The sequence below is a fragment of the Gottschalkiaceae bacterium SANA genome (assembly GCA_036323355.1).
GTDB lineage: Bacteria > Bacillota > Clostridia > Tissierellales > GPF-1 > GPF-1.
In genome coordinates, this window is the sequence record AP028876.1 from 1,332,708 (window position 1) to 1,355,641 (window position 22,934).

General features: G+C 42.8%; 24 protein-coding genes and 2 tRNA genes. 25 read left to right on the plus strand and 1 reads right to left on the minus strand.

Features of this window, described 5'->3' with window-relative positions:
- Positions 1 to 10 precede the first annotated feature (10 nt).
- The 5 genes from AC25CA_RS06255 to AC25CA_RS06275 all read left to right on the plus strand — a co-directional run bounded on the left by AC25CA_RS06255 (position 11) and on the right by AC25CA_RS06275 (position 5,617).
- Complete coding sequence (locus AC25CA_RS06255; protein ID WP_486816198.1) at positions 11 to 1,087, plus strand: S-methyl thiohydantoin desulfurase family protein; 1,077 nt, start codon at positions 11 to 13, stop codon at positions 1,085 to 1,087.
- 19 nt (positions 1,088 to 1,106) lie between these two features.
- Positions 1,107 to 2,201 carry a hypothetical protein gene (locus AC25CA_RS06260; protein ID WP_486816199.1) on the plus strand — a complete coding sequence of 365 codons (1,095 nt, stop codon included), beginning with the start codon at positions 1,107 to 1,109 and terminating at the stop codon, positions 2,199 to 2,201.
- A 299-nt stretch (positions 2,202 to 2,500) separates the two neighbouring features.
- Positions 2,501 to 3,796, plus strand: a complete 1,296-nt coding sequence (locus tag AC25CA_RS06265) for a DUF7017 domain-containing protein (RefSeq protein WP_486816200.1) — start codon at positions 2,501 to 2,503, stop codon at positions 3,794 to 3,796.
- A gap of 22 nt (positions 3,797 to 3,818) precedes the next feature.
- Positions 3,819 to 5,240, plus strand: a complete 1,422-nt coding sequence (locus AC25CA_RS06270) for a ribonuclease H1 domain-containing protein (protein WP_486816201.1) — start codon at positions 3,819 to 3,821, stop codon at positions 5,238 to 5,240.
- Between the two features lie 71 nt (positions 5,241 to 5,311).
- Positions 5,312 to 5,617, plus strand: a complete 306-nt coding sequence (locus AC25CA_RS06275) for a type II toxin-antitoxin system RnlB family antitoxin (protein WP_488193290.1) — start codon at positions 5,312 to 5,314, stop codon at positions 5,615 to 5,617.
- An 84-nt stretch (positions 5,618 to 5,701) separates the two neighbouring features.
- Here the strand turns inward: AC25CA_RS06275 and AC25CA_RS06280 are convergent.
- Positions 5,702 to 5,788, minus strand: a tRNA-Leu gene (locus AC25CA_RS06280).
- Positions 5,789 to 5,939: 151 nt separating this feature from the next.
- Between AC25CA_RS06280 and AC25CA_RS06285 the strand changes: the two genes are divergently transcribed.
- From AC25CA_RS06285 to rnfB, 20 genes are all read left to right on the plus strand, one after another.
- Entirely contained in the window at positions 5,940 to 6,548 is a 609-nt protein-coding gene (locus AC25CA_RS06285) for an RNA polymerase sigma factor (RefSeq protein WP_486816202.1), read from the plus strand.
- A gap of 5 nt (positions 6,549 to 6,553) precedes the next feature.
- A complete protein-coding gene (locus AC25CA_RS06290) occupies positions 6,554 to 7,513 on the plus strand; it encodes an anti-sigma factor family protein (RefSeq protein ID WP_486816203.1) in 960 nt (319 codons plus the stop codon).
- A gap of 3 nt (positions 7,514 to 7,516) precedes the next feature.
- Complete coding sequence (locus AC25CA_RS06295; RefSeq protein ID WP_486816204.1) at positions 7,517 to 8,248, plus strand: SIMPL domain-containing protein; 732 nt, start codon at positions 7,517 to 7,519, stop codon at positions 8,246 to 8,248.
- 132 nt (positions 8,249 to 8,380) lie between these two features.
- A complete protein-coding gene (gene polA / locus AC25CA_RS06300) occupies positions 8,381 to 11,056 on the plus strand; it encodes a DNA polymerase I (RefSeq protein ID WP_486816205.1) in 2,676 nt (891 codons plus the stop codon).
- A complete protein-coding gene (gene coaE / locus AC25CA_RS06305; protein WP_486816206.1) occupies positions 11,043 to 11,666 on the plus strand; it encodes a dephospho-CoA kinase in 624 nt (207 codons plus the stop codon). The genes polA and coaE overlap by 14 nt, the downstream gene beginning before the upstream one ends.
- Positions 11,653 to 12,216 carry a lytic transglycosylase domain-containing protein gene (locus AC25CA_RS06310; protein WP_486816207.1) on the plus strand — a complete coding sequence of 188 codons (564 nt, stop codon included), beginning with the start codon at positions 11,653 to 11,655 and terminating at the stop codon, positions 12,214 to 12,216. Before coaE ends, AC25CA_RS06310 begins: the two co-directional genes overlap by 14 nt.
- A gap of 3 nt (positions 12,217 to 12,219) precedes the next feature.
- Positions 12,220 to 13,926, plus strand: a complete 1,707-nt coding sequence (locus AC25CA_RS06315; protein WP_486816208.1) for an ABC transporter substrate-binding protein — start codon at positions 12,220 to 12,222, stop codon at positions 13,924 to 13,926.
- A gap of 13 nt (positions 13,927 to 13,939) precedes the next feature.
- Positions 13,940 to 14,026 (plus strand) — tRNA-Leu (locus tag AC25CA_RS06320).
- 127 nt (positions 14,027 to 14,153) lie between these two features.
- Positions 14,154 to 14,504: a hypothetical protein gene (locus AC25CA_RS06325; protein WP_486816209.1), complete on the plus strand. Its 351-nt coding sequence runs from the start codon at positions 14,154 to 14,156 to the stop codon at positions 14,502 to 14,504.
- The gene (locus AC25CA_RS06330; protein ID WP_486816210.1) at positions 14,501 to 14,932 is read left to right on the plus strand and encodes an ATP-binding protein; all 432 of its coding nucleotides are present in this window, start codon (positions 14,501 to 14,503) and stop codon (positions 14,930 to 14,932) included. Before AC25CA_RS06325 ends, AC25CA_RS06330 begins: the two co-directional genes overlap by 4 nt.
- A gap of 39 nt (positions 14,933 to 14,971) precedes the next feature.
- The gene (locus AC25CA_RS06335) at positions 14,972 to 16,255 is read left to right on the plus strand and encodes a [Fe-Fe] hydrogenase large subunit C-terminal domain-containing protein (protein ID WP_486816211.1); all 1,284 of its coding nucleotides are present in this window, start codon (positions 14,972 to 14,974) and stop codon (positions 16,253 to 16,255) included.
- Positions 16,242 to 16,577 (plus strand): serine kinase, encoded by a 336-nt coding sequence (locus tag AC25CA_RS06340; RefSeq protein WP_486816212.1) that lies wholly within the window; start codon positions 16,242 to 16,244, stop codon positions 16,575 to 16,577. The genes AC25CA_RS06335 and AC25CA_RS06340 overlap by 14 nt, the downstream gene beginning before the upstream one ends.
- Positions 16,574 to 17,281, plus strand: a complete 708-nt coding sequence (locus AC25CA_RS06345; RefSeq protein WP_486816213.1) for a PHP domain-containing protein — start codon at positions 16,574 to 16,576, stop codon at positions 17,279 to 17,281. The genes AC25CA_RS06340 and AC25CA_RS06345 overlap by 4 nt, the downstream gene beginning before the upstream one ends.
- 1 nt (position 17,282) lies before the next feature.
- A complete protein-coding gene (locus tag AC25CA_RS06350; RefSeq protein ID WP_486816214.1) occupies positions 17,283 to 17,843 on the plus strand; it encodes an ATP-binding protein in 561 nt (186 codons plus the stop codon).
- A 162-nt stretch (positions 17,844 to 18,005) separates the two neighbouring features.
- A complete protein-coding gene (gene rsxC, locus AC25CA_RS06355; protein WP_486816215.1) occupies positions 18,006 to 19,331 on the plus strand; it encodes an electron transport complex subunit RsxC in 1,326 nt (441 codons plus the stop codon).
- A gap of 12 nt (positions 19,332 to 19,343) precedes the next feature.
- Positions 19,344 to 20,303, plus strand: coding sequence for an RnfABCDGE type electron transport complex subunit D (locus AC25CA_RS06360; RefSeq protein ID WP_486816216.1), 960 nt, complete (start codon positions 19,344 to 19,346; stop codon positions 20,301 to 20,303).
- Entirely contained in the window at positions 20,300 to 20,848 is a 549-nt protein-coding gene (locus tag AC25CA_RS06365) for an RnfABCDGE type electron transport complex subunit G (RefSeq protein ID WP_486816217.1), read from the plus strand. The genes AC25CA_RS06360 and AC25CA_RS06365 overlap by 4 nt, the downstream gene beginning before the upstream one ends.
- Positions 20,849 to 20,859: 11 nt before the next feature.
- Complete coding sequence (gene rsxE / locus AC25CA_RS06370; RefSeq protein ID WP_486816218.1) at positions 20,860 to 21,465, plus strand: electron transport complex subunit RsxE; 606 nt, start codon at positions 20,860 to 20,862, stop codon at positions 21,463 to 21,465.
- A 3-nt stretch (positions 21,466 to 21,468) separates the two neighbouring features.
- On the plus strand, positions 21,469 to 22,047 hold the full coding sequence (rsxA, locus tag AC25CA_RS06375; RefSeq protein WP_486816219.1) for an electron transport complex subunit RsxA: 579 nt from the start codon (positions 21,469 to 21,471) through the stop codon (positions 22,045 to 22,047).
- Between the two features lie 10 nt (positions 22,048 to 22,057).
- Entirely contained in the window at positions 22,058 to 22,909 is an 852-nt protein-coding gene (gene rnfB / locus AC25CA_RS06380; protein ID WP_486816220.1) for an RnfABCDGE type electron transport complex subunit B, read from the plus strand.
- Positions 22,910 to 22,934: the final 25 nt, after the last annotated feature.

The window sequence follows — 22,934 nt, forward strand, 5'->3', positions numbered from 1 at the left end:
GATGACTCATATGAAAAAGATTGATAAGCAATCGCTTGAAGCCCTTATGGTAGGCAGTCAATTTCTGGGTTCTGGTGGTGGCGGAAAGATTCACATTTTAAGACAATTGGTTAAGGATAGTTTTGATGATTCTTTTTCGGTTGATTTGATGGCAGTCGATGAAATAGCCGAGGAAGGGATTGGTACAACGGTCGGTATGGTTGGCTCTCCAGAAGCCCTCGAGGAATTCTTGCCTACAGGACAAGAAGGCAGAGAATTATTGGATAAAATGCAGGAACTGACGGGGAAGAAAACCGATGCAATCTTTACCATAGAGGGAGCGGGTGTTAATTTGATTTATCCGGTTATCGTTGCCTATGCGACGGGATTGCCAATCATTGACGGTGATGGCATGGGGCGTGCATTTCCGGAATTGCCCATGACAACCTTTCAATTCAATAATCAACCAATTGCGCCCATCGTTTTTCAGGACATCGACCATATCTCCTATGTGTACAATGACCAAGACGCCAGCATGGTGGATTTAAAAATCAGGCAGAAGATTGCGGAGACCACGGGTATGGCATTTTTTGCTGGCTATCAAGCTCCTTATGCTGCGTTGAAACGAATCTTGATTCCTCATACCTTTTCGGTTGGGTTGAAGATTGGAGAAGCGTTTTTGCATGCGAATAATTTTGATGACCTGATGAGTGAGTTGGGCCACGTAACGCGTAATTCTCTTTATGGTTCTGCCATTGAAATTACGCGTGGTGTTGTCAGTGAACATGTCGCTATGGACCACTCTAATATCGCATCGTATCAGGTGGGCGAATACAAAGTATACTATCACTATGAAAATCTAATGGTCTACCATAACAAGAAGTTGGTGGCCAATGTGCCTGATTTAATTACTTTGGTAGACTTGGATACTTTAGAGCCAATCTCTGTGACTGATGCGGAACTAGGCATGCGGGTTGCCATCGTGGCTACACCGGCGCCTTTGCAATTGAGAACACCGACTGCGCTCAGTTATGTAGGACCAAAAGCCTTTGGATTCAAGTCGGCTTATGAACCCTTGGAGAAGATTCATTTCAAGCATTTTTTCTAAAAGATGGGAGGTGAAGCAAATGGCGCAATTGGGTCTTGTGATTCAGAAGGGTCAAGTGAAATATTTGTACGGGGAAGCGGGAACCATTGTTTTTTCTCAGTTGAATGGGGATTTCGTAGAATGGATGGATGCATGTGGCATTGCTCTTGCTAGGATCGATTCTCTTGTTGTTCAAAAGGACTTTTGCGAGGAACTGCCACCAATTCAAGCTGAAGGTGGGCAATATCGGTTGGAGTTCGAAGGGTTTGTAAGAGAAAAGCTTTTTGATTCGAATCAAGGGTCTACGATAAGTCTTGAGGAAATGCGGCAGAAACAATTGGCAGAGTTTGATGCAGAGGATGTAGTTACCCCCGACGTAGAACTGATTCGTAATCAAATAACCCGGGAGGATTACTGGGTGATGAATCTGATGCTGCATGAGCGGGCAAAAGAGTTTGTAAATGATCTTGAAGAAAAGCAAAAGCAATTTGGAATCAAGGTGCCGATCTACTTCTTGACGGGGAGCGGGTTTCTTACGGATGCCAAGAATGTGTTAAGAAATCCTGTATTAACTTGGCGGTCTGCTCAGGTATTGGAGTTGTTATCAACTGCTCGTCATCATCGATTAGAAAACTTTATTTATGTAAAGAAGCAAGAGGATGCCTATTCTCTTGCAGTGATGAAAGAAGGGGAAGTCATTGACTATCAGAATCGCTGTAGCTTTAATGGGTTTGAACTGCCACCATGGTTTGTGAAAATCAGCAAATCTAAATCAAGCGATGTAGAGAATGCCATTACATTTCTAAAACGGATTCATGGAGAATTACCTCTGGTGACAGAAGGCGAAAGTTGGAATAAGCGAGTTGAATACAGCCAGTATGCAGCCATGAGAAACCTGGTGGCGGGGTTGTTTCAGATTCCATACCGAAAACGACTCTTTCGACAGATCAACATGGCGCAAGGTAAGTTGACGGATCAAATAGAAGAAGAAATCAGACGGGCGATGGATCAGTACCTGATAAGAAACGGGATCCGTCTTAAAGATCCAACATACACCATCAGCAGTGAGAACTGGCAGTACTCCTTGGAGAGGATTGCAAGGCTGGAGTTGAGGGTTGTTGGAAAAATTGATTGAGTTAGATGCTGAGAAATCAGCATTTTTTTTGTTTGTCGGTAAACATTGGATTACAATTCCTCAAAACTTGTAAACTATAATTTAAACACATGTTAATTAAGTGGGATATATCCATATTGTATAGCTATAAATTTAGATGTATAATTTAAATTGACGATTCGAAGTTTTGGGTGGTTATATTATTGAGTTCTTTTGAGGTTTATTTTGCTGAGGGTAGAGCTGGAATAATTATTCTGAATTTCAAGCAAAGTGATTTGAGTTAGCAAATTCATTTTTTAGATATTGGGGTAGGTGATAGAGTGAAAGAGATTCGAAGTGAAGCTAAGAAATTAAAAGATACTGGGAAATATCATGAAGCTATAAGATTGTATGAGCAAATCTACGAGGAAGTTTTTGATAAGTGGATTGCATGGGAGTATTCATATTGCCTAAAAGGGTCTGGTCATATTGATAAAGCGATTGAGGTATCAAAAAGTATTTATAAGCACTCTAGTGATTTTAAAATTAACAATGATATGTTGGCGTGGTTACTTTTTGAGAAATATTATAAAGAGAAAAAAGATAATTATTCTTATATTGAAGTCGATAACATGTATAAAATAGCATTGTTCGTTCCAAGGTTAGTTACACAAGAAAAAAAGTCTCCATTTGAAAGAATAGTGCTTACAATGATAAAAATAATTAAGAATCATGATGGTAATTCAATAAACGCAAATGAAAAAGTTCTCAATTTGATTGAATTAATCGATCCAAATAAATTATCTCTTGAACCGCGTATAAGCAAATCATCACGAAAACAAAGAGTCTACCAATCGAATAGAGAAATGTATTATGCAACTAAAACCAAAGTGTTGTTAAATTTGGATAAGTTTAGTGAGTGTCTGGATTGTTGCGAAGATGCTTATGCATCAATTAAAGTGTTTCACCATGACAATGATATTTGGATTGATATTAGAAGAGCATTGTGTAAAGCGAAATTAGAAGGACCGCTAGTCGCAATTGCAGAAATGAAGCAAATTTCAATGAAGAAAAAACACTGGATTATTTTTTATGAACTTGGAAAGTTATACGAGAGTGTAGGGGATCAGGAAAATGCTTTGCTGAATTATTGTCGAGCAAGTATTTCTTCTGAGCCCATAAAGATGAAGGTGAAGCTCTATTATGATACATATCAATTATTGAAAGAAGCTAAGGAAAAGAATTGGGCTGAAGTGCACGCATTTTATATCGTGAGAATCAAAGAGCAACAAGGGTGGAATTTAACACCAGAATTGGCTGAGATAAAAAAGAAAAATGAAGGATATGATAAATCAATTGAATTTATCGGAGCATGTTTGCGAAAATATTGGATTGACTCTATCCATAAAGTTCTAGGGGAAAAGACCGGAAAAATTATTAAAATTGATAAAAGCAATAGGTTTGGATTTATTAAAAGCAATAATGAAAGTTACTATTTTCAGAGTAAATCAGTTTTGAATTCTCATAAGATTGTGGTTAATGACCAAGTAAAATTCTGTATTATTGAATCTTTTGATTATAAAAAGAATAGAGTTAGTGAAGAGGCAGCATATATAACAATTAGTAATGTGGATTAAACTTCAGTATATGGAGGCTGAGATGGCGAAAAAATTTTATGCAGTGAAAAGTGGACGTAAAACAGGGATATATGAATCATGGGAAGAATGTAAGGAGCAAGTCGATGGGTTTTCTGGGGCATCGTACAAGAGTTTTCCAGCTCGCAAACTAGCTTGTGACTTCCTAGGTATAATTGATGATGTTCAAACTGGGATTGAAAGGTCAGGGATCGCGGAGGCAATAGCATATGTAGATGGTAGCTTTAATAATAAGTCCAAAGAATTTTCATTTGGAGTAATTATTTTTCACGATCAGATAGAAGAACGTTTTGCAGAGATAGGTTCCGATCCTAATCTTGTAGCGATGAGGAATGTGGCTGGAGAGATACAGGGTGCCGAAAAGGCGATGAAGTTTTGCATTGAAAACGGAATTGCAAGTTTGGATCTTCATTATGATTATGAAGGGATAGAAAAATGGTGTACAGGAGAATGGAAGGCAAAAAAAGAAGGGACAAAAGCATATAAGGAATTTTATAATGGGATCAAAAATGAGCTGAGCGTTAATTTTATTAAAGTTAAGAGTCACTCTGGAGATACATACAATGAACTAGCAGATGAACTTGCAAAAAGTGCATTGGGAATAATCAGCGCACAAGAAATTACGCATACAGATAATAATATGACTGCTAAGAATATTGAATTCGGTGATTTGATGTGCATTGTTGATTTATTGAATGAAGAGATAAAAGACTTAAAAGTATCACCATGTAGCATACCATATGGAGAAGGTTTTTATTTGAGTGTTAAGGAACCTAAAAGGCAAAAACTGAAAGTTGTTCATTTTGCTGATAAAAGCAAATTGTGGGTACAAGGAAAAAGGGAAGAGCTATTCAATAGATTTTCGACATATTTGATTGAGCTGTTAGAAACTGAGGATGTTTCGGAATTTTTGAATACTGTTCATAATCTACATATCAAAAAGGTGGAAATTGAATCTGAATTCGAGCTTTATTTTCCAAATGCTATTGGACAGCTTCCGGAAAAATTGAATAATTATCTGCATCAAGCAGTTTATAATTTAAGAATTCAAGGAAATGTTTACAATGCAACTTTTTTGGTCGAACCTGCGATTAGACCATTAGAAGCGTTAATTAAAATTGCTTTGCAGGATAATGATATACCTATTAGAGAAGATGGTAATAAGTATGATTCGTTCTTTGTTTTTTATAAAGAGCACGGGATATGCAAGTTGAATAGTAATTATATTACATCTAGTCATAGTGAGGCGTTTATTGAATACATAGAAAGGTGTTATAATCACTATAATAAGAATAGGCATACATTATCACATTGGGATAATCCTAGTGACAGTGTGGATACTACAAGAATAATTAAATCGGTATATGATGCACACATGCTAATTAAGGATACATTATGTATAATAGATGAGTATTATTCTTTGTAAAGTGGGGTGGTGTTGTGAATGCATATACAATATTTTTGAAATCGACAGAGGGTTTTAAGGTGTTAATTACTATGCGTAATTCAGAGGCTCCGTTACAATATTTTAGAAGCATTGAACGAGAGTTAAGTGAGCTCGATGTTTCGGGGGAAGTATTGTTAGATCAAATGTTACATGTAGGGAATACGGAGGAAAGATTTATATCGATGATAATAAAAGGAAAAAATATCGATGAATCATCACTTAGATTCGTAAGGTTAAAGAAATCTTCTGAGTACAGACAACTTACTTGTAAGTTATTGAAAGAAGAAAGACTTGTTGAGAATTCAATATTGAGTAAAATTCAAAAGAAGATGATATTGAAAGGAATGTCAATTTAGAATCGAAAAGTGTGGTGATATTGTTTAATTCGGAAATAGGTATTATTAAAAATAAAAAAGACGATCATTTGATCGTCTTTTTTGTGGTGCTGAAGAAGGGACTTGAACCCTTACAATGTCACCATCGCCAGATTTTGAGTCTGGTGCGTCTGCCAATTCCGCCACTTCAGCATATTTCGTTGATGTGTTGTTCTTTCTGTAACAATGACTAGTATAAGGGCAAACGGGACTTGTGTCAATAGTCTTTTTTAAATTTATATTGGTTTATTTTTCCTTCCACATTCTGTATGATAGAGGAAAGAGCATAGATGGAGGTGAGTCTGTGGATAAGCAGCAAGAATTCGAATTAATCAGAGAATTCCGACGCGGAAACATCCAAGCATTTGAGACATTGATTCTAGATTATGAGAAATCTGTATATGGAATCTGCTTTCGAATGTTGAGGGACCGGGAAGAGGCCTATGACCTTTCCCAAGAAGTATTTATTAAAGCATATAAGGGATTATCCAATTTTCAATTTCAATCCAAGTTTTCAACCTGGATTTATCGAATTGCAACCAATGCCTGTCTGGACTATTTGAAGAAGAAGCGAGTGGACGTGGCCTTTTCCTTGAATCAAACCGTGGGGGAAGATGAATTCACCCCTGAGATGGAAGATGAAACGGCGCCAGAACCGCAAGCTGAGCTGGAAAGAAAAGAGGTTCGAGAGCAGATTGAGGATGCCATTGGACAATTAAGTGAAAAGTACCGGCAAGCGATTATTCTTCGAGAGTTGGAAGGCTTAAGTTATGAAGAAATAGCCGATATTACCGAGAGTTCCCTTGGAGCAACCAAGACGAGGATTAAGAGGGGCAGGGAGAGACTTCGAGAAATTTTAGAAGAAATGAAACTTCGAGCCACAGAAATCGTCTATGAAAACAGAAAGGGGTGAAATGCATGACTTGTAACGAATTCATGGAGCTGATCGAGCCGTACATGGAAAATAGATTGACGACAGTAGAACGAGAAGCTTTTGAAACGCATATGGAAACGTGTGAAGCATGCCGGATCGCCTTTCAAAATACTGTGATGGTGATCGAGGAGCTTCACGAGATTAAAACTGAACTCCCAACAGGCTTTCATTCAGACCTGATGGGAAAAATTAATGAATTAAACGATGATCAAGAGGTACTTTCTCTAACAACGACTACAAAACGGAAAAAGGTGAAACCGCAATGGTTGGCCTACGGGTCTGCCGCAGCGATTTTCCTCATCTTTTTGGCAAGCGGGGGAATGGAGTTGAGTCCTAGGGAAATGCAGGAAGCAGCAATGGAACCGGCCGCAGCTATCGCGGAAACGGAGATGCTGGACCGTTCTGGAACCCGAGAATTTGCAATGGACGAAGCGTCGCCTGAAGAGGCTGGAGTTTCGGCGAAGAATGAAGAAGCCTATGCTGGCGAGGCACCAAATATTCTCGCGGCGGAAGCGCCTTCAGTGGCGATGATGGCTTTGGATTATTCCACTCTTGTATTAGAGATGGAGATGCCTTTGCTTGAAGATCGGACCTTGGCGGGGATCCAAACGGATCTTTTAAAAACGCTGCAGGAATATGACGGTACTTTTTTACAACCGGATGACCTGACCCATGATTTTCAGTTTGTATTGCCGCGATCTGCTTACGACTTATTCCTGCGTGATTGGGAATCGATGTATCCAGATGCGATTGTTAACGAAGAAATCAACAACATCGACGACTTTGCTCAGCAAGAGACCGCCATCTATGAAAAAATTGCTGGTGCAAAACAAGGAGACGATGACAGATTGGTTAAAGCTTATGAAAGAGAACTTGACGATCTTTATAAGCAAATCGATCAGGTCACAGTATATTTGAAATTAGATCGGAATGGAAAGGAGTAGACAATGAAAAAAGGATTAATCATTCTTTTGGCTTTGGGTCTTGTGGCAACAGGCGCAGTCCTCGCAGGGCAACAGACATCCTATCTTGAGACGCCTGAAGCTACGCCTCGGGTCATTAGTGTAAATGGGCAAGGTGAAATCATTGCAGAACCCGATATCGCCATGATCGAATTGGGTGTGCAGACAGAACATGCAGACAGTGGAATTGCACAGCGAATGAATACGGGTCTTATGAATCAAGTCATGGAGAATTTACAATCAAACGCCATTGATGAAAAAGACATTCAGACCGTTCGCTATTCGATTTACCCAATTAATGAATGGAATCCTGAACTGCAACGCAGCGAGCCCAAGGGCTTCCGCGTGGAGAACATTGTTCGGGTAACCATTCGTGATCTAGAGAACGTAGGCAGTGTAATTGACGGAGTTGTCGATAATGGAGCTAACTCGATCAACAGCATTCAATTCGCTCTCAGCGATCCGGAAACAGCGTATTTGCAAGCATTGGAACTAGCAGTGAAAAACGCACAAGGCAAGGCAGGGCGGATTGCAGAAGCGGCTAATGTTAGCTTGGGCGAACCGTCTAGAATTACCGAAGGGTACACGTCGATTGCGACACGTAGCGACATGGTGATGGAAGCGGCAGCGTATGGAGCGAAAGCTGATATGCCAACACCCATCAGCGGTGGTGAATTGACAATTCGAGCCAGTGTCAGCATGGATTTCAACTTCTAGATGAACAAAAGATGAACAAGGGAAAAGGTGGTAGATGAATTCATTCTACTATCTTTTTTTTTGCTGTTTTTTGCCAGGGATTTCTCGTGTTTATGGTATACTAAGAGCAGTAATTTGAAGAGGAGTCGAAGAATGAAAAAAGAGACGATCTTATTAATCGATGGAAGTGGATTGGTCTTTCGCGCGTTTTATGCCTTGCCGCCGTTGACGGCATTGGATGGAACACACGTGAATGCAGTCTACGGATTTGCAAATATGATTCAAAAATTAATGGAACGATTTAAACCGGAATATGTTGCTGTGGCCTTTGATTTGAAGGGACCAACCTTCCGACACAAGGAATACAAGGAATATAAGGCGACGCGAAAAAAAGCGCCGGATGAACTTTTAAATCAATTTGCCGTAGTGAAGGAATTCTGCGACCGGTTTGGACTCAGCCGATTTGAACAAGAAGGCTTTGAGGCCGATGACTTGGTGGGAACCATGGCCAAGCTCGCTGAAGAAGCGGGTTACAATGTAGAAATTGTAACGGGGGACAAGGATTACTTGCAACTGGTTACTGAGATTACAACGGTTCATTTAACCCGTCGTGGAATTACAGAGCTGGAAAGCTATACCCCGGAAGCGCTGGATGAAAAATATGGTTTGACTGCGGATCAATTCTTGGAATTGAAAGGTTTGATGGGAGATCCATCTGACAATATCCCTGGTGTGCCAGGGGTCGGCGAGAAGACTGGAATTAAACTATTAAAAGCCTATGGCACTATCGATGGGGTTTATGAAAACCTGGATCAACTGAAGGGCAAGATGAAAGAAAAAATTGAAGCCAATCATGTGCAGGCCTTGATGAGTTTGCGGTTGAGCCGCATCATCAATGATGTGCAGATGGATTTCAAATGGGAAGAGTTAAAACAAGAGGTGCCTGATGATGAGGCCTTGTATCAATTGTACAAAAAGCTGAACTTCAAGAGCCTGATGCGAAAATTTGAGAACCGAAAGATTGAAAAGAATCCAACCGTAGAAGGCGACCTGGTGGTGGAAGCGGAAGCCGCAGCTTATACCTGGGTTGATGATGCTCGTGGTTTGCAGGTCTTGATGACAGCGGTCAATCAAGCCAAATTTGTCATCATGCACAGCCGTGTGAATGGCGGACGCCATGTCTTCGACGAATTGATTGATTTGGGTCTTCGGATTAAAGAGGTTAATTATATAGTTGATGTACGAGCTTTCTCTCAATTAGAGATGATGAGTCTCTTGCAAGTCCTTGGAGAAAAACGACTGATTGGTCATCGTTTGGTCAATGAAACCTTGATGATTATGAGGTATGGCGGCAAGGTGATGGAATTGGGATTCGATACGGCCGTGGCGCAATATCTGGTACACCCTGAGGTGGGCAAGTATCCACTTCGCGGTCTGGGAATTGAGGTAGCGGACAGGGTCTTACCGGCAGATGATGATTTCTATGGCAAGGGCCGAAAAAAAGTTGCTTGGGCCGATATGGAGAAAGCAAAGCGAGGCGATTATCTGGCTCAGTGTCTGGAGATTATCGATAAGGCGGTTGCTGTTTTAGAAGCGCGCCTGAAAGAGGAGTCGCTGACGGAGCTCTACCAGACCATCGAGTTGCCTTTGGTGCGAATCTTGGCCAAGATGGAGAAGCGTGGGGTTGCTGTGGATGAAGGCTATCTGAAAATCTTGGGTGACAAATTCAAGCTACAGATTGCAGAGTTGGAAACTCGAATCTTTGAATTGTCCGAGGGAGATTTTAATTTAAACTCACCCAAGCAATTAGGGGTTGTTCTCTTTGAAACCCTGGGGTTGCCAGTTGTTAAAAAAACCAAGACGGGATATTCCACCAATGCGGAAGTTTTGGACAAACTGGGCGATGCCCATCCGATTATTCCATTGATCTTGGAATATCGTAAATTGACCAAGCTCAACTCCACCTATGTGGAAGGGTTGACCACGGCCACTTATAAGGGGCGCATTCATTCGCATTTTACGCAGACCATCGCCTCAACCGGGCGACTGTCTAGCATTGAACCCAATATTCAAAACATCCCGGTGAAAACAAAAGAGGGACGAGAATTACGTCGTGTCTTTGTGGCATCGGAGGGCATGCAATTGGTTGATGCCGATTACAGCCAGATTGAGCTTCGAGTATTGGCACATATTTCTGGGGATGAAAATTTGATTCGTGCTTATAATGAAAAGCTAGATATCCATACTCAAACAGCTGCAGAGGTTTTTCATCTTAAACAGGATGAAGTCACGTCTTTGATGCGTTCACGAGCAAAGGCGGTTAACTTTGGCATTGTCTATGGAATTAGTGATTATGGATTGGCGCGGGATTTAAAAATTTCCAACAAAGAAGCCAAGGCTTATATCGAAGGGTATTTGGAACATTATCCTGGCGTTGCCAAGTATATGAAAGACGTTGTTGAAGAAGGCAAGGCCAAGGGCTATGTAGAGACCTTGTTCAACCGCAAGCGCTGGTTGCCTGATTTGAATGCCAAGAACCATATGCTTCGTTCCTTTGCGGAGCGAACGGCTATGAATACACCCATCCAAGGAACTGCTGCGGACATTATAAAAATTGCCATGATTCGCGTGGATCAAGCCTTGGAAAAAGAAAATCTTAAAACCAAAATGATCCTTCAAGTGCATGATGAATTGATCTTGGACGCTCCGGCGAACGAGGTTGATCGTGTAACGGCGCTTTTGGAAGAAGCGATGGAGGAGGCAGTAAGCCTTTCGATCCCGATGGATGTAGATTTAAAAGTCGGAGGAAACTGGTATGAAACAAAGTAAAGTCATTGGTATTACGGGAGGCATTGCCACTGGAAAATCCACGGCAATTGCCCATATTCGTGAGTTGGGATACCCAGTGATCGATTCGGATCTTTTGGCACGAGAAGTTGTGGAGCCAGGTTCTGAGGGCTTGGATGCGATTCAGGCGTTTTTTGGTGCTGATATTGTCGTTGACGGCCAATTAAACCGACAGATGCTGGGCGAAATCGTATTTCAGAATGAGACCATGCGTCTTGCTTTAAACGATATTGTTCACCCTTTGGTCTATAAAGCGATCAAGGAACGAATCGATACTTGCGTGGAGGGCATTGTTTTCGTAGACTCGCCACTGCTCTTCGAAGGCGTGGGAAAAGCCAAAAGCTACGGCATTCATTATGACGAGGTTTGGCTGATCGATTTGGACGAGGATCAACAATTAGCACGATTAATTGCGAGGAATGGCATGACCGAATTTGAAGCAAAGAATCGAATGGATGCTCAATGGTCCATGGAGAAGAAACGTCAATTGGCAGATGTAATCATAGACAATCGAGGAAGTCGCCAACAGCTATATCATCAGGTGAATGAGGAAATTCAGCGTGTTGAGGAGGTTGTCCGTGGCGAAAACTAAACGCAGATCCATTGGGATCCTTGCAATTTCATTGGTACTCTTGCTTGCCTTGTACGCGGGCTTGCAGATGCTTTATCCCTTGAAGTATAGAGAAGAAATTGAGTCAGCTGCTGGTGAGTATGGTGTGCCAGCAAGTTTGATTGCAGCCATGATTGAAACTGAAAGTGGATATCGCGCTAGGGTTGTATCGGAAAAAAATGCCTATGGATTGATGCAAGTGACGAAATCGACAGGAATTTGGATTCGAGGCAAGATGGGACGAGATGATGCCATGCCTGACGGGCTTTTGGATCCAGATGTGAACATTCAATACGGTACCTGGTATATGCGATATTTACTCAACAAATATGATCAAGAAAATTTGGCCTTGATTGCTTATAACGCGGGTCCTGGAACGGTAGATCGATGGTTGTCTGAAGGGACAATCACGCCAGATGATCTTTCTGAGATTCCTTATGGCGAGACGGCAGAGTATCACATGAAAACAAAGCGTAGTCAATTTTTTTATCGCTTGATGTACCGGTTAGATGACCGATTAGAGGAGGAATAGACAGTGAAGAGAATCATCATTTGGGGCTTGGTTTTAATCCTGAGTTTAGGATTGTTGGCAGGATGCGGCGAAACAGTCGTGACCGAGGAGCAGCCTCCGGCGGAACCAGAGGTAACCATAGAAAAAATTCCTATGGCAGGGGGGACCATTACGGTGCCCATCGGCTATTTTAATGGCTTGAATCCATATTTGAATATGGACAGAAGCATGTATTATTTTAATCAACTGATCTTTGAAGGTTTGTACCGTGTCAATGAGGCTGGGGAAGTAGAGCCTGTTTTGGCCGAGTCCATTGTGTGGAGCGAGGGTGGACGCATTGCAACCATTACCCTAAAGTCAGGGATTGTCTTCCATGACGGCAGCCGTTTGACTGCTGAGGATGTGGCCTTCACTCTTCGAGCCTTGCAAGCAGGTGCAGAAGGATTCGAATACAATCAATTCTTTGAATTGACCAATGCCATGGCAGATGAAGAGGATTTGTCACAGATTTATCGCGTGACGGCGACATCTGATTCTGAGCTTGTGGTACGTTATGACCAAGCTTATGCCAACGCGGCGAGGGCTTTGATCTTTCCGATTGTAAAAGCTTCTTCTTTTGGGGAAGAACTTTCCGAACAGGAACGAATTAAGAATTTTTACGATGCGGAGTATGATTATATGCCCATGGGCACAGGTCCATTTCAATACAAATCCAGTGAAAAGCTAAAATCCATTGAACTCGTTGGAAATGAGCAGTGGTGGCAGGAAAGTCCTTGGTTGGATGGTGTTACAGGTGTTGTTGTAGAAAGTCAGGCTGGTGGAATTGAATCTTTTACAAATGGGATTTTGGATGTGATGACGACAACGGAGAATGATCCGCAAAAATATGGACAAAATGAAGTACGGGTTGCTAGTTTTGAAACGGATCGGGCGGAGGCCTTGTTCTTTAATTTTCATTCAGACTTGTATGAACGGGAAGAAGCAGCTGCTATTCGCCGTGCCATTGCCAAAGCAATTGATCAAAATGCGATTATCGATTCCGTTTATGGCGGACACGCAAAACCAGCAAGTTATCTTTTGCCGCCGGGGATTAACGATGGGGCCATTCGTCCTGTAGACCTGGCAAGTGCAAAAGCAGAATTGGATGCGGCAGGCATTGTGGACGGTAATGACGATGGGGTTCGAGAGCTGGATGGACGCAAGTTCCAGATGACTCTTTTGGTAGATGCTGAGAATGCCATGCGAATGAAAATTGCGGAGCAAATCAAGTCCGACTTGGCAAAAATAGGGGTTGAAATTCTGGTCCGATCGCAGTATACTGATAAGGCGGATTTGATCCAATGGTACCGTACGTCCTTGGTTGAGAAACAAGATGATTTGGTTCTTCTTGGATGGGAACTTGGATTTGTTCCAGATCCAGGTTTTGCACTTGTTACCGATGATTCGGAAACAACGATGAATCTGACAGGTTATACAAATGAAGAAATGGACGCCATTCTTCGATCCTTGTTTATGACAACAGATTCTGCACAATGGGATGAAGAATTGGACCAATGGAAAGAGGCAATGAATGTGGAAATGCCAATACTAGGACTAGTTAATCGCAAAGCAGCCTTGCTGGTAAACGGAAGGGTGAACGGCGATTTGAACGGAAATGTCTATGAAATGTATCGTGGTATGGAGCATTGGTTTGTTGAGTACGAAGAAAAAGAAATAAATCCCGGGCAGTAATTGCCCGCTTTATGCAAGAGTGGTGGAATAGGCAGACACGCAAGTTTGAGGGACTTGTGGCAGAAATGCTGTGTGGGTTCAAATCCCATCTCTTGCACCAATTCGGACGTTCATTTATTTGGACGTCCTTTTTTTCATATCGACGTGGAAGGGACTTTGTTATATAATAAACACAATCAATTTTGATTGTGGCAAACGATTGCCGTGGATATAATAAGGAGGACCCGATGAAATTAAAAGAAATTAAGGAGATACTCGACGCCGAATGCCTGACAGATGAAGCCTGCCTGGAGTATGAGGTGGAACATGCCTTTGGATCCGATTTAATGAGTGATGTATTGGCGTTTGTCGATGATAACACCTTATTGCTGACAGGTCTTGTGAATCCGCAAGTCATTCGTACGGCGGAGATGATGGATATCAAGCAAATCGTTTTTGTTCGTGGCAAACAACCGGCAGAAGGAACCATTCGACTGGCCCAAGCCAATGGAATCGCGCTACTGGCAACCCGAGAGATTCTTTTTACTGCTTGTGGAAAACTTTACGAGAAGGGATTAAGAGGAGTGTCGATACTATGACAGAAGAAGTGGCAGCATCCTTTGATTATGAAATTGAAAAGGATGATTTTAAAATAGCGGGCTCGGCATCGAGTCATATCAAAAAAATATTAAAACAATTGGGCTTGCCAAATCCCTTAATCCGTCGCGCGTCTATTATTGCCTATGAATTGGAAATCAATTTGGTGATCCATACATTTGGAGGTTCTATGCGCCTCGAGGTACATCCGGATCGTATTGTGATTTTAACAGAAGATGTAGGACCAGGGATTGAAGATGTCGATCAAGCCTTGATAGAAGGATATTCCACGGCAAATGACAAAGCCAGAGAAATGGGTTTTGGCGCGGGGATGGGACTGCCGAATATTCGGCGTTGCTCCGATGATTTTTCCATTCGCTCAAAGCTTGGGGAAGGAACTTGGATTCGATCGGAGATTCATGTAGGATAGCGGGTCATAATGACAAGCAGTATAGATACGGAGGAAATTATGATGGGTAAGGATGCACATGCAGTCAAAGTACGAGCGGATCGCTGCACGGGATGCACGCGGTGCATGCAAAGCTGTCCCACGGAAGCGATTCGTGTGAAAGAGGGGCTAGCAATTATTAATGCAGCCCGTTGTATCGATTGCAGTCAATGTATAGAGAGTTGCCCTTTTGACGCTCACAGCATTGATAGTGGAAGCTTGGAAGATATCAAGAACTTTAAATATACGATAGTAATTCCGGCCATCACCTTCGCTGCCCAATTTTCGGGTGGACCGAAGATTGATGTGCTTTGTTCAGCTTTGCGCAAGCTGGGATTTGACCTTGTTTTCAGCGAAGGATTGGCAGTTGATTATTTAAAGGACCGTGTTCGTGAAATTGTTGTGAATAATCAAGTGAAGAAACCGATTATTTCATCGCATTGCCCAGCAGTGATTCGGTTGATTCAGACCAAGTATTCTTCCTTAATCGATCACATTATGCCAACGGGATCGCCTGTGGATATTGCAGCCAACATGGCTCGAAATCTGATTAAGGAAAAATATGGGTATTCAGATTCGGATATCGGAGTCTTTTATCTCTCACCTTGTCCAGCAAGAATCACCAATGTCGTCAATCCCATCGGCATGCAAGAATCTGCTATTAATGTGACGATTCCCATTAAGGATGTTTACGGAGATGTATTGCGAATTTTAAGTGGTATGAAAGAGCCTGTAAGTGAATTCAGCAATTGCATGAAGCCGGAAAATCTGCCATGGGCTGAAGTTGGTGGTCAGGCAAAGATGAGCGGAGTAGATAATTATATCGCTGTTTCTGGCATCCATGAAGTAGCCAAAGTGTTTGACCAAATCGAGATGGGAGAATTGGATGAGGTAGATTTTATTGAAGCTTCTTCCTGTACCGGTGGCTGTGTAGGGGGGCCTTTAAATATCGAAAATCCCTTTGTGGCTCAGCGAAATATTCGAAGACTGGCAGAAAATTCATCGCAAGGATACTTTCAAATGATCGATTCTGTCTTGGCACAGTTTAAACACATCTACTTGACGGAAGAAATTTCGCCGAAACAAACCAATATTCTTGACGAGGACTTCACCAAAGCAATCGAAAAGATGAAACAGATTGAAGAGATTACATCTAGATTACGGGGCCTAGATTGCGGATCTTGCGGGGCGCCAAATTGTCGTGCGTTGGCTGAAGATATTGTTCAAGGAAAGGCGCGCATGGAAGATTGTGTATTCTATCAAGAACAACAACATTTATGGAGGTTAGAAGATGAAAGTGAGTGAAATGCTGGCAGGAGCCGAGTTGATTCAAGTAGCCGGCGAATCGGGGAATGGCAACGAAATCAAGGGTGCCTATATTGGTGATCTTTTAAGTCTAGTTATGTCCCGCGCCTTGGAAGGGAATCTTTGGATTACCATTCAAGCCCATGAAAATATTGTGGCCGTTGCAAGTTTGGTTGAAGTCAGTGCGATCGTTGTTGCTGAGGGAATTCGTGTAGAAGCAGGAACCATTGAAAAGGCCAATGAATTGGATATTCCGATTTTCGAATCAATAGCTCCAGCATTTGAACTAGCGAAAACGATGATTGGGCTGGGTATCCAGTGAAAGTAGCAGCGGATCTGCATATTCATTCAGGGCTGTCGCCATGCGGTCATGATGATATGACACCGCACAATATTTGTGGCATGGCGAGTGTCAAGGAATTACAGATGATTGCTGTCACCGACCATAATTCAGTAGGTAACTTACGACGTTTAGAAGCTGCAGCCCAGGATTATGGAATCATTCTTCTACCTGGAATTGAGATTCAGACACGTGAAGAAATTCATGTCTTAGGGTATTTTCCAACGGTTGAAGCGGCAGAGGCTTTTGCAAAAGACTTAGCGCTAGCGCTTCCTAAAAGGAAGAATGTAGTTAAGCTTTTTGGCCATCAGTGGCTGTATAATGAAGAAGATGAAGCTCAAGGTGAGGTGGCGGATTTGTTGCTTCAAAGCATTGAGTGGGACTTGAAGGAAACCATCCAAAGGGTGAAAGCCTTTGGCGGGGTTGCTGTTCCTGCGCATGTGGACAAGGCAGCTAACAGTCTTGTGGCAACATTGGGGTTTGTACCGCCGGATCTACCGGTGGCTACTCTTGAGATCAGCGGGCGATACGATCGTGAAAATGATCCGATGATGCTAGCTTCTTTTCAATTGATTCGATCTTCCGATGCACATTTTTTACGAGATCTATTGGAGGCGGAAGAAATTTACGAACTGCCAACCTGTAGTCGCGAGGCCATGTTGGCTTATTTACGAGGAGGGGAATGAGATGCGTGATCTTTCCTTGCACCTGTTGGATTTGGCTGAAAATGCCATACGGGCGGAAGCTACCTTGGTGCATGTTTTGGTAGAGGAGTCTCCATCAAGCAACCGACTGAAACTAGCCATTATTGATAATGGGAAAGGGATGAGTCCGGAATTCTTGGCTTCGGTGAAGAGCCCGTTTTCAACCACAAGAACCACACGTAAAGTGGGACTGGGCATTCCCTTGATGAAAGCGACTGCGGAGCGGTCGGGTGGAAATCTGACGATTGACTCTACTTTGGGAAAAGGAACAACCATTATTACGGAACTGGAATATAACCATATCGATCGACCACCCCTGGGACGGGTTGAGGATACGATCGTAAGTTTGATGTCTTTCCATCATGGAATTGATATCCATTTCACCTATCGTTATGATGCGAAGGTGTTTGAATTTCATACCGAGGAAATTAAGGCGATTTATACGGATCTTGATTATTACCCCACCGAAGTGCTGGCGTGGGTAAAGACTTATCTTTTGGAGAATATGGAGGAACAAAAGAGTCAAATTCCTAATCAAGCGTGATAATTATTTAACGCTTGTATTGGTGGTTTTTTCAGTGTTATAATGAATTTGATTTAAAATAGAATTTGTCAAATCAAAGCATCAGGGGAAATCCTGAGCTTTTTTTGGGCTTATGTTGCATAATGTATACAAAGTGAAAAAAGTAAGATTGGGGTGAAAGAGATGGGTGAAAAAGTATTTACATTTAGTGGAGGAATCCATCCGCCGCATTTTAAGAAGCAGACTGAAAAGTTGGCTTTAGCGAATGCCGAGTTGCCGAAAATGGTAACGATTCCTCTTCAGCAACACATTGGAGCACCTTGTCAACCAATTGTAGCGGTAGGCGATCTCGTAAAGGTAGGTCAAGTCATTGGACAGGCAGAAGCCTTCGTCAGTGCGCCGATCCACTCGAGCGTGTCGGGTACCGTTAAAAAAATTGGTAAGTTTCTAGCGCCAGGCGGCGCGACAACTTGTGTTGTCATTGAAGCGGACGGGGAGGATGCTTGGGATGAAAGCATTCAACCAACGAAAAACTGGCTGCAAGCCGATGCAAAGGACTTATTACGTATTGTTAAAGAAGCAGGAATTACCGGTATGGGTGGGGCATCGTTCCCAACTCATGTCAAACTGTCTCCACCGAAAGATAAGCCAATTGATGTGGTAATCTTGAACGGTGCAGAGTGTGAGCCTTATTTGACTGCCGATCATCGTTTGATGTTGGAAATGCCAGAGAAGGTTGTTACTGGATTGAAAGTTATGATGCGGATTCTTGGGGTTACAACTGGATACATCGGGATTGAAAATAACAAGATGGACGCAGTAGCGGCAATGGAAAGAGCCGTTGCAGATGAGCCTGGCATTGAAGTGCGCGTTATGCAGGTCAAATACCCACAGGGTGATGAAAAACGCTTAATCAACGCAACAACAGGACGTGTAGTCCCTTCAGGAGCCCTTCCTATGGAAGTTGGCGCTGTTGTTTCTAATGTTGGAACTGCAGCAGCGATCTGTGATGCTGTTGTAGAAGGCAAGCCGGTTATAGAACGGATTGTAACAATTACGGGTTCAGCGATTGAACAACCAAAGAACTTGGTGGTTCGAATTGGAACGCAGTTTTCAGAAGTGATTGAACAATGCGGCGGTTACAAAGGAACACCTGGGAAACTTCTAATGGGTGGACCGATGATGGGCTTGGCGCAATATACTGATGAGGTTCCAGTGATTAAGGGAACGTCGGGAATCTTGGTTCTTTCAGAAGAAGATGCACGTCTACCTGAACCATCTGCATGTATTCGTTGTGGAAAATGTGTGGATGCTTGTCCGATTAATTTGCTTCCTCTGTTTATCAGTCGATATTCTTTGAACGGCGACTTTGAAGCCGCAGAAAAATATCGTGCTATGGATTGTATTCAATGTGGGTCATGCTCCTTTGTATGTCCGGCAAAACGTCCATTGGTTGAAGCGATTCGTGTGGCACGAGGCGAGATTATCGCGAAAAGAAGAAAGGGCTAGGGGGAAGAATCAATGAAGAATAAACTAATTGCTTCTTCATCACCGCATATTCGTTCGAAAGATACAACGACTACGGTGATGCGTGATGTGTTGATTGCTTTGGCTCCAGCGGCTCTTGCAGGGATTTATTTCTTTGGATTTGGCGCGGTGAAGATTTATCTTCTATCCATTGCTTCAGCGGTTATAACGGAATATATTATTCAAAAATTCATATTAAAAACAAGCGTAACGATTGGTGACTTGAGTGCGGTTGTAACGGCAGTACTTTTGTCCATGACTTTGCCTGTAACGGCACCATGGTGGATTCCAGTAATTGGCGCAGCCTTTGCCATTGGTATTGTAAAGCAAGCCTTTGGTGGAATTGGCAGCAACTTTATGAATCCTGCTTTGGCGGCACGTGCATTTATGGTGGCGTCTTGGCCAGTGATTATGACAGGTAGCTGGGTAACACCAGGTGTGGATGCCGTATCAACGGCAACACCCTTGGGTTTGATCAAAGAAAGTGGCGGATTTGGCGCTTTGAGTGAAGCTGGTGTGAATTTTACGGATCTTTTGATCGGTAATGTGGCTGGCTGTTTGGGTGAAACCAGTGCGCTTCTGTTGATTCTTGGTGGATTGTATCTGCTATGGAAGAAGGTTATCTCTTGGAGAATTCCAGTGGCCTATATCGGGACAGTTGCAGTGTTATACTTGGTAACAGGCGCCGCGATGAGCGAGATCTTGGTTCAATTGGCAGCAGGTGGTTTGATGTTGGGTGCCTTCTTTATGGCAACTGATTATGTATCTTCTCCTGTAACACCTAAGGGTCGACTGATTTTTGGTATCGGTTGTGGGGTCTTAACCTTTGTTATTCGTAAATTCGGTGGATACCCAGAGGGTGTTTTGTACTCTATTCTTTTGATGAATGTGGTATCACCATTGATTGATCGTTATACGACACCGAAAGTATTTGGGGAGGTGAAAAAGGCATGAAAGAAACAATAAAACTAGGGTTCACCTTATTCCTATTTACAGCGATTGCCGCTTTAATCCTTGCCTATTCCAATGGTGTAACAGCACCGGAAATTGAAAAGGTGGAAGAACAAATTAAGAATCAAGCGCGGATGGAGATTCTACCGTCAGCCGATGCCTTTGAAGTAGTGGAAGGCATTGATGGAGCCCAAGAAGTTTATGCGGGCATGGCAGGTGGAGAAACCGTTGGCTATACATTGAATATGGTTTCTTCAGGATACGGCGGAGATTTGGAAGTTGCAGTTGGAATCTCAAATGACGGAACTGTTTCCGGCATTAAGATTTTGAAGCATTCGGAAACGCCTGGCTTGGGTGCAAATGCCAAGAATCCTTCCTTTTCGGATCAATACAAGGGCAAGTCTGTAAATACCATGATCGAAGTGGTGAAGACACCGCCTACCGCTGATGAAGAAATTCAAGCAATTACCGGCGCGACGATTACCTCCCGTGCCGTAACCAAAGCCGTCAACGAAGCTCGTGAAATTTATACGAGCACGTTGCAGTAGGGGGGAGACAGATGAAGAAGAATTTAGGACAAGTATTGAAGAATGGCTTGATCGATGAGAACCCAACCTTTGTGCAATTGTTGGGCATGTGTCCGACCTTGGCAGTAACCACATCAGCAACTGATGGTCTAGCCATGGGACTTGCTACAACAACAGTATTGGTGGGTTCAAACCTAGTGATCTCGGCATTGAGAAAAGTGATTCCAGATAAGATTCGTATCCCGGCGTTTATCGTCATAATTGCGACTTTTGTAACGATTATCGAGATGTTTATGCATGCATACGCCATTGATCTGTATGGATCTTTGGGTCTCTTTATTCCATTGATTGTTGTAAACTGCATTATCTTGGGTCGTGCGGAATCCTTCGCATCCAAGAACACGGCACCAGCTTCCATTGTAGATGGTTTGGGTATGGGTCTTGGTTTTGCCGGTGCATTGACAGTCTTGGGTAGCATTCGTGAACTTTTGGGTGTGGGTTCTATCTTTGGTCATGTTATCCTTGGCGGTAGTTTCAAACCAGCGATCATGATGATCTTGCCTCCGGGTGCTTTTATCACGCTTGGACTTTTGATTGCCCTGTATCAGCATTCGAAAATCCGAAAGGAGGGACGTTAATCCATGAATCTATTTGCGATTTTTATTAGCGCTCTTTTTGTAAACAACTTTATCCTGGCACGTTTCTTGGGAATTTGTCCGTTTCTAGGGGTTTCAAAAAAAGTTGAAACGGCAGTAGGCATGAGTATGGCAGTAACCTTTGTTATGCTGTTGGCGTCGTTGATTACGTATATGCTTCAAATTTTGGTCTTGGACAAGTTTGGCCTTGGCTACTTGCAGACCATTATGTTTATTCTTGTCATTGCTTCCTTGGTACAATTGGTAGAAATGTTTGTGAAGAAAGCAAGTCCGACGCTTTATGAAGCGTTGGGGGTTTATCTTCCCTTGATTACAACCAACTGTGCGGTATTGGGTCTTGCGATCTTGAATATCCAAATGGAATTCAATCTTATTGAATTGGTTGTCAACTCTGTTGGCGCTGCCCTTGGTTTTTCCATGGCGATTATTCTTTTCGCAGGGATCCGGGAGCGTTTGGAGTTATCGAATATGCCGCGTGCGATGGAAGGCTTTCCAATTGCCTTGATCACGGCGGGATTGATGGCAATGGCTTTCTTAGGCTTTGCCGGATTTAGCATCGGATAGGAGGCGTAGAATGAATTTAATCGTATATGCAATAATTGCCCTCGGAGCAGTGGGCTTATTCTTCGGCGTGCTTCTTTCCATAGCATCGAAAGCATTTGCCGTCAAAGTGGATCCAAAGGAAACCTTGGTGCGGGCAGCCGTACCGGGAGCCAATTGTGGTGCCTGCGGATTTCCTGGATGTGACGGTTTTTCGAAGGCTGTATTAGCGGGAATTGCTCCCGTTAACGGCTGTCCAGTTGGTGGAGCGGCTACGGCTGCAAAAATCGCTGAAATTATGGGTGTTGCTGCGGGAGACTCAGAAAAACAAGTTGCTCGAGTTGCTTGCAATGGAACAAGTGAGAGTGCTGTAGACAAATATGAGTATTACGGCGTAGAGACATGTAAGGCGGCCATGGCTGTACAAAAGGGACCCAAGGGCTGTGAGTATGGTTGTATGGGTTTTGGAGACTGCGTAACGGCGTGTGCCTTTGATGCGATCCATATCGTAGACGGCATTGCTAAAGTGGATCCAGACAAGTGCACTGGCTGTAAGGCTTGTGTAAAGGCGTGTCCAAAGAATGTAATCGATATGGTACCGGCATCACAAAAGGTGTTTGTTGATTGCAAGAATCTAGATAAAGGCAAGGCAGTTAAAGATGTTTGCCAAGTTGGTTGTATCGCATGTACCTTATGTGTGAAAGCTTGTCCGTTTGATGCCATTCATATGGTGAACGGAGTAGCGAAGATCGACTACGCGGCTTGTAAAAACTGTAAAATTTGTGCGAAGAAGTGTCCAACGGGCGCTATTTTCCCACAACTTCGCTTGAAAGAATTGGCGGATAAAAAAGCAGCTGCAGCAGCTGCGAAACAACAAGAAGCCTAAGAATCAGAGCCTCCCGTTTGGGAGG

Excerpts from the sequence above, each read along its gene's own strand:
- AC25CA_RS06255 (WP_486816198.1), top strand. The coding sequence starts at position 11 with ATGAAAAAGATTGATAAGCAATCGCTTGAAGCCCTTATGGTAGGCAGT.
- AC25CA_RS06260 (WP_486816199.1), top strand. The coding sequence starts at position 1,107 with ATGGCGCAATTGGGTCTTGTGATTCAGAAGGGTCAAGTGAAATATTTG.
- AC25CA_RS06270 (WP_486816201.1), top strand. The coding sequence starts at position 3,819 with ATGGCGAAAAAATTTTATGCAGTGAAAAGTGGACGTAAAACAGGGATA.
- AC25CA_RS06275 (WP_488193290.1), top strand. The coding sequence starts at position 5,312 with ATGCGTAATTCAGAGGCTCCGTTACAATATTTTAGAAGCATTGAACGA.
- AC25CA_RS06290 (WP_486816203.1), top strand. The coding sequence starts at position 6,554 with ATGACTTGTAACGAATTCATGGAGCTGATCGAGCCGTACATGGAAAAT.
- AC25CA_RS06295 (WP_486816204.1), top strand. The coding sequence starts at position 7,517 with ATGAAAAAAGGATTAATCATTCTTTTGGCTTTGGGTCTTGTGGCAACA.
- polA (WP_486816205.1), top strand. The coding sequence starts at position 8,381 with ATGAAAAAAGAGACGATCTTATTAATCGATGGAAGTGGATTGGTCTTT.
- coaE (WP_486816206.1), top strand. The coding sequence starts at position 11,043 with ATGAAACAAAGTAAAGTCATTGGTATTACGGGAGGCATTGCCACTGGA.
- AC25CA_RS06325 (WP_486816209.1), top strand. The coding sequence starts at position 14,154 with ATGAAATTAAAAGAAATTAAGGAGATACTCGACGCCGAATGCCTGACA.
- AC25CA_RS06330 (WP_486816210.1), top strand. The coding sequence starts at position 14,501 with ATGACAGAAGAAGTGGCAGCATCCTTTGATTATGAAATTGAAAAGGAT.
- AC25CA_RS06335 (WP_486816211.1), top strand. The coding sequence starts at position 14,972 with ATGATGGGTAAGGATGCACATGCAGTCAAAGTACGAGCGGATCGCTGC.
- AC25CA_RS06340 (WP_486816212.1), top strand. The coding sequence starts at position 16,242 with ATGAAAGTGAGTGAAATGCTGGCAGGAGCCGAGTTGATTCAAGTAGCC.
- AC25CA_RS06350 (WP_486816214.1), top strand. The coding sequence starts at position 17,283 with ATGCGTGATCTTTCCTTGCACCTGTTGGATTTGGCTGAAAATGCCATA.
- rsxC (WP_486816215.1), top strand. The coding sequence starts at position 18,006 with ATGGGTGAAAAAGTATTTACATTTAGTGGAGGAATCCATCCGCCGCAT.
- AC25CA_RS06360 (WP_486816216.1), top strand. The coding sequence starts at position 19,344 with ATGAAGAATAAACTAATTGCTTCTTCATCACCGCATATTCGTTCGAAA.
- AC25CA_RS06365 (WP_486816217.1), top strand. The coding sequence starts at position 20,300 with ATGAAAGAAACAATAAAACTAGGGTTCACCTTATTCCTATTTACAGCG.
- rsxE (WP_486816218.1), top strand. The coding sequence starts at position 20,860 with ATGAAGAAGAATTTAGGACAAGTATTGAAGAATGGCTTGATCGATGAG.
- rsxA (WP_486816219.1), top strand. The coding sequence starts at position 21,469 with ATGAATCTATTTGCGATTTTTATTAGCGCTCTTTTTGTAAACAACTTT.
- rnfB (WP_486816220.1), top strand. The coding sequence starts at position 22,058 with ATGAATTTAATCGTATATGCAATAATTGCCCTCGGAGCAGTGGGCTTA.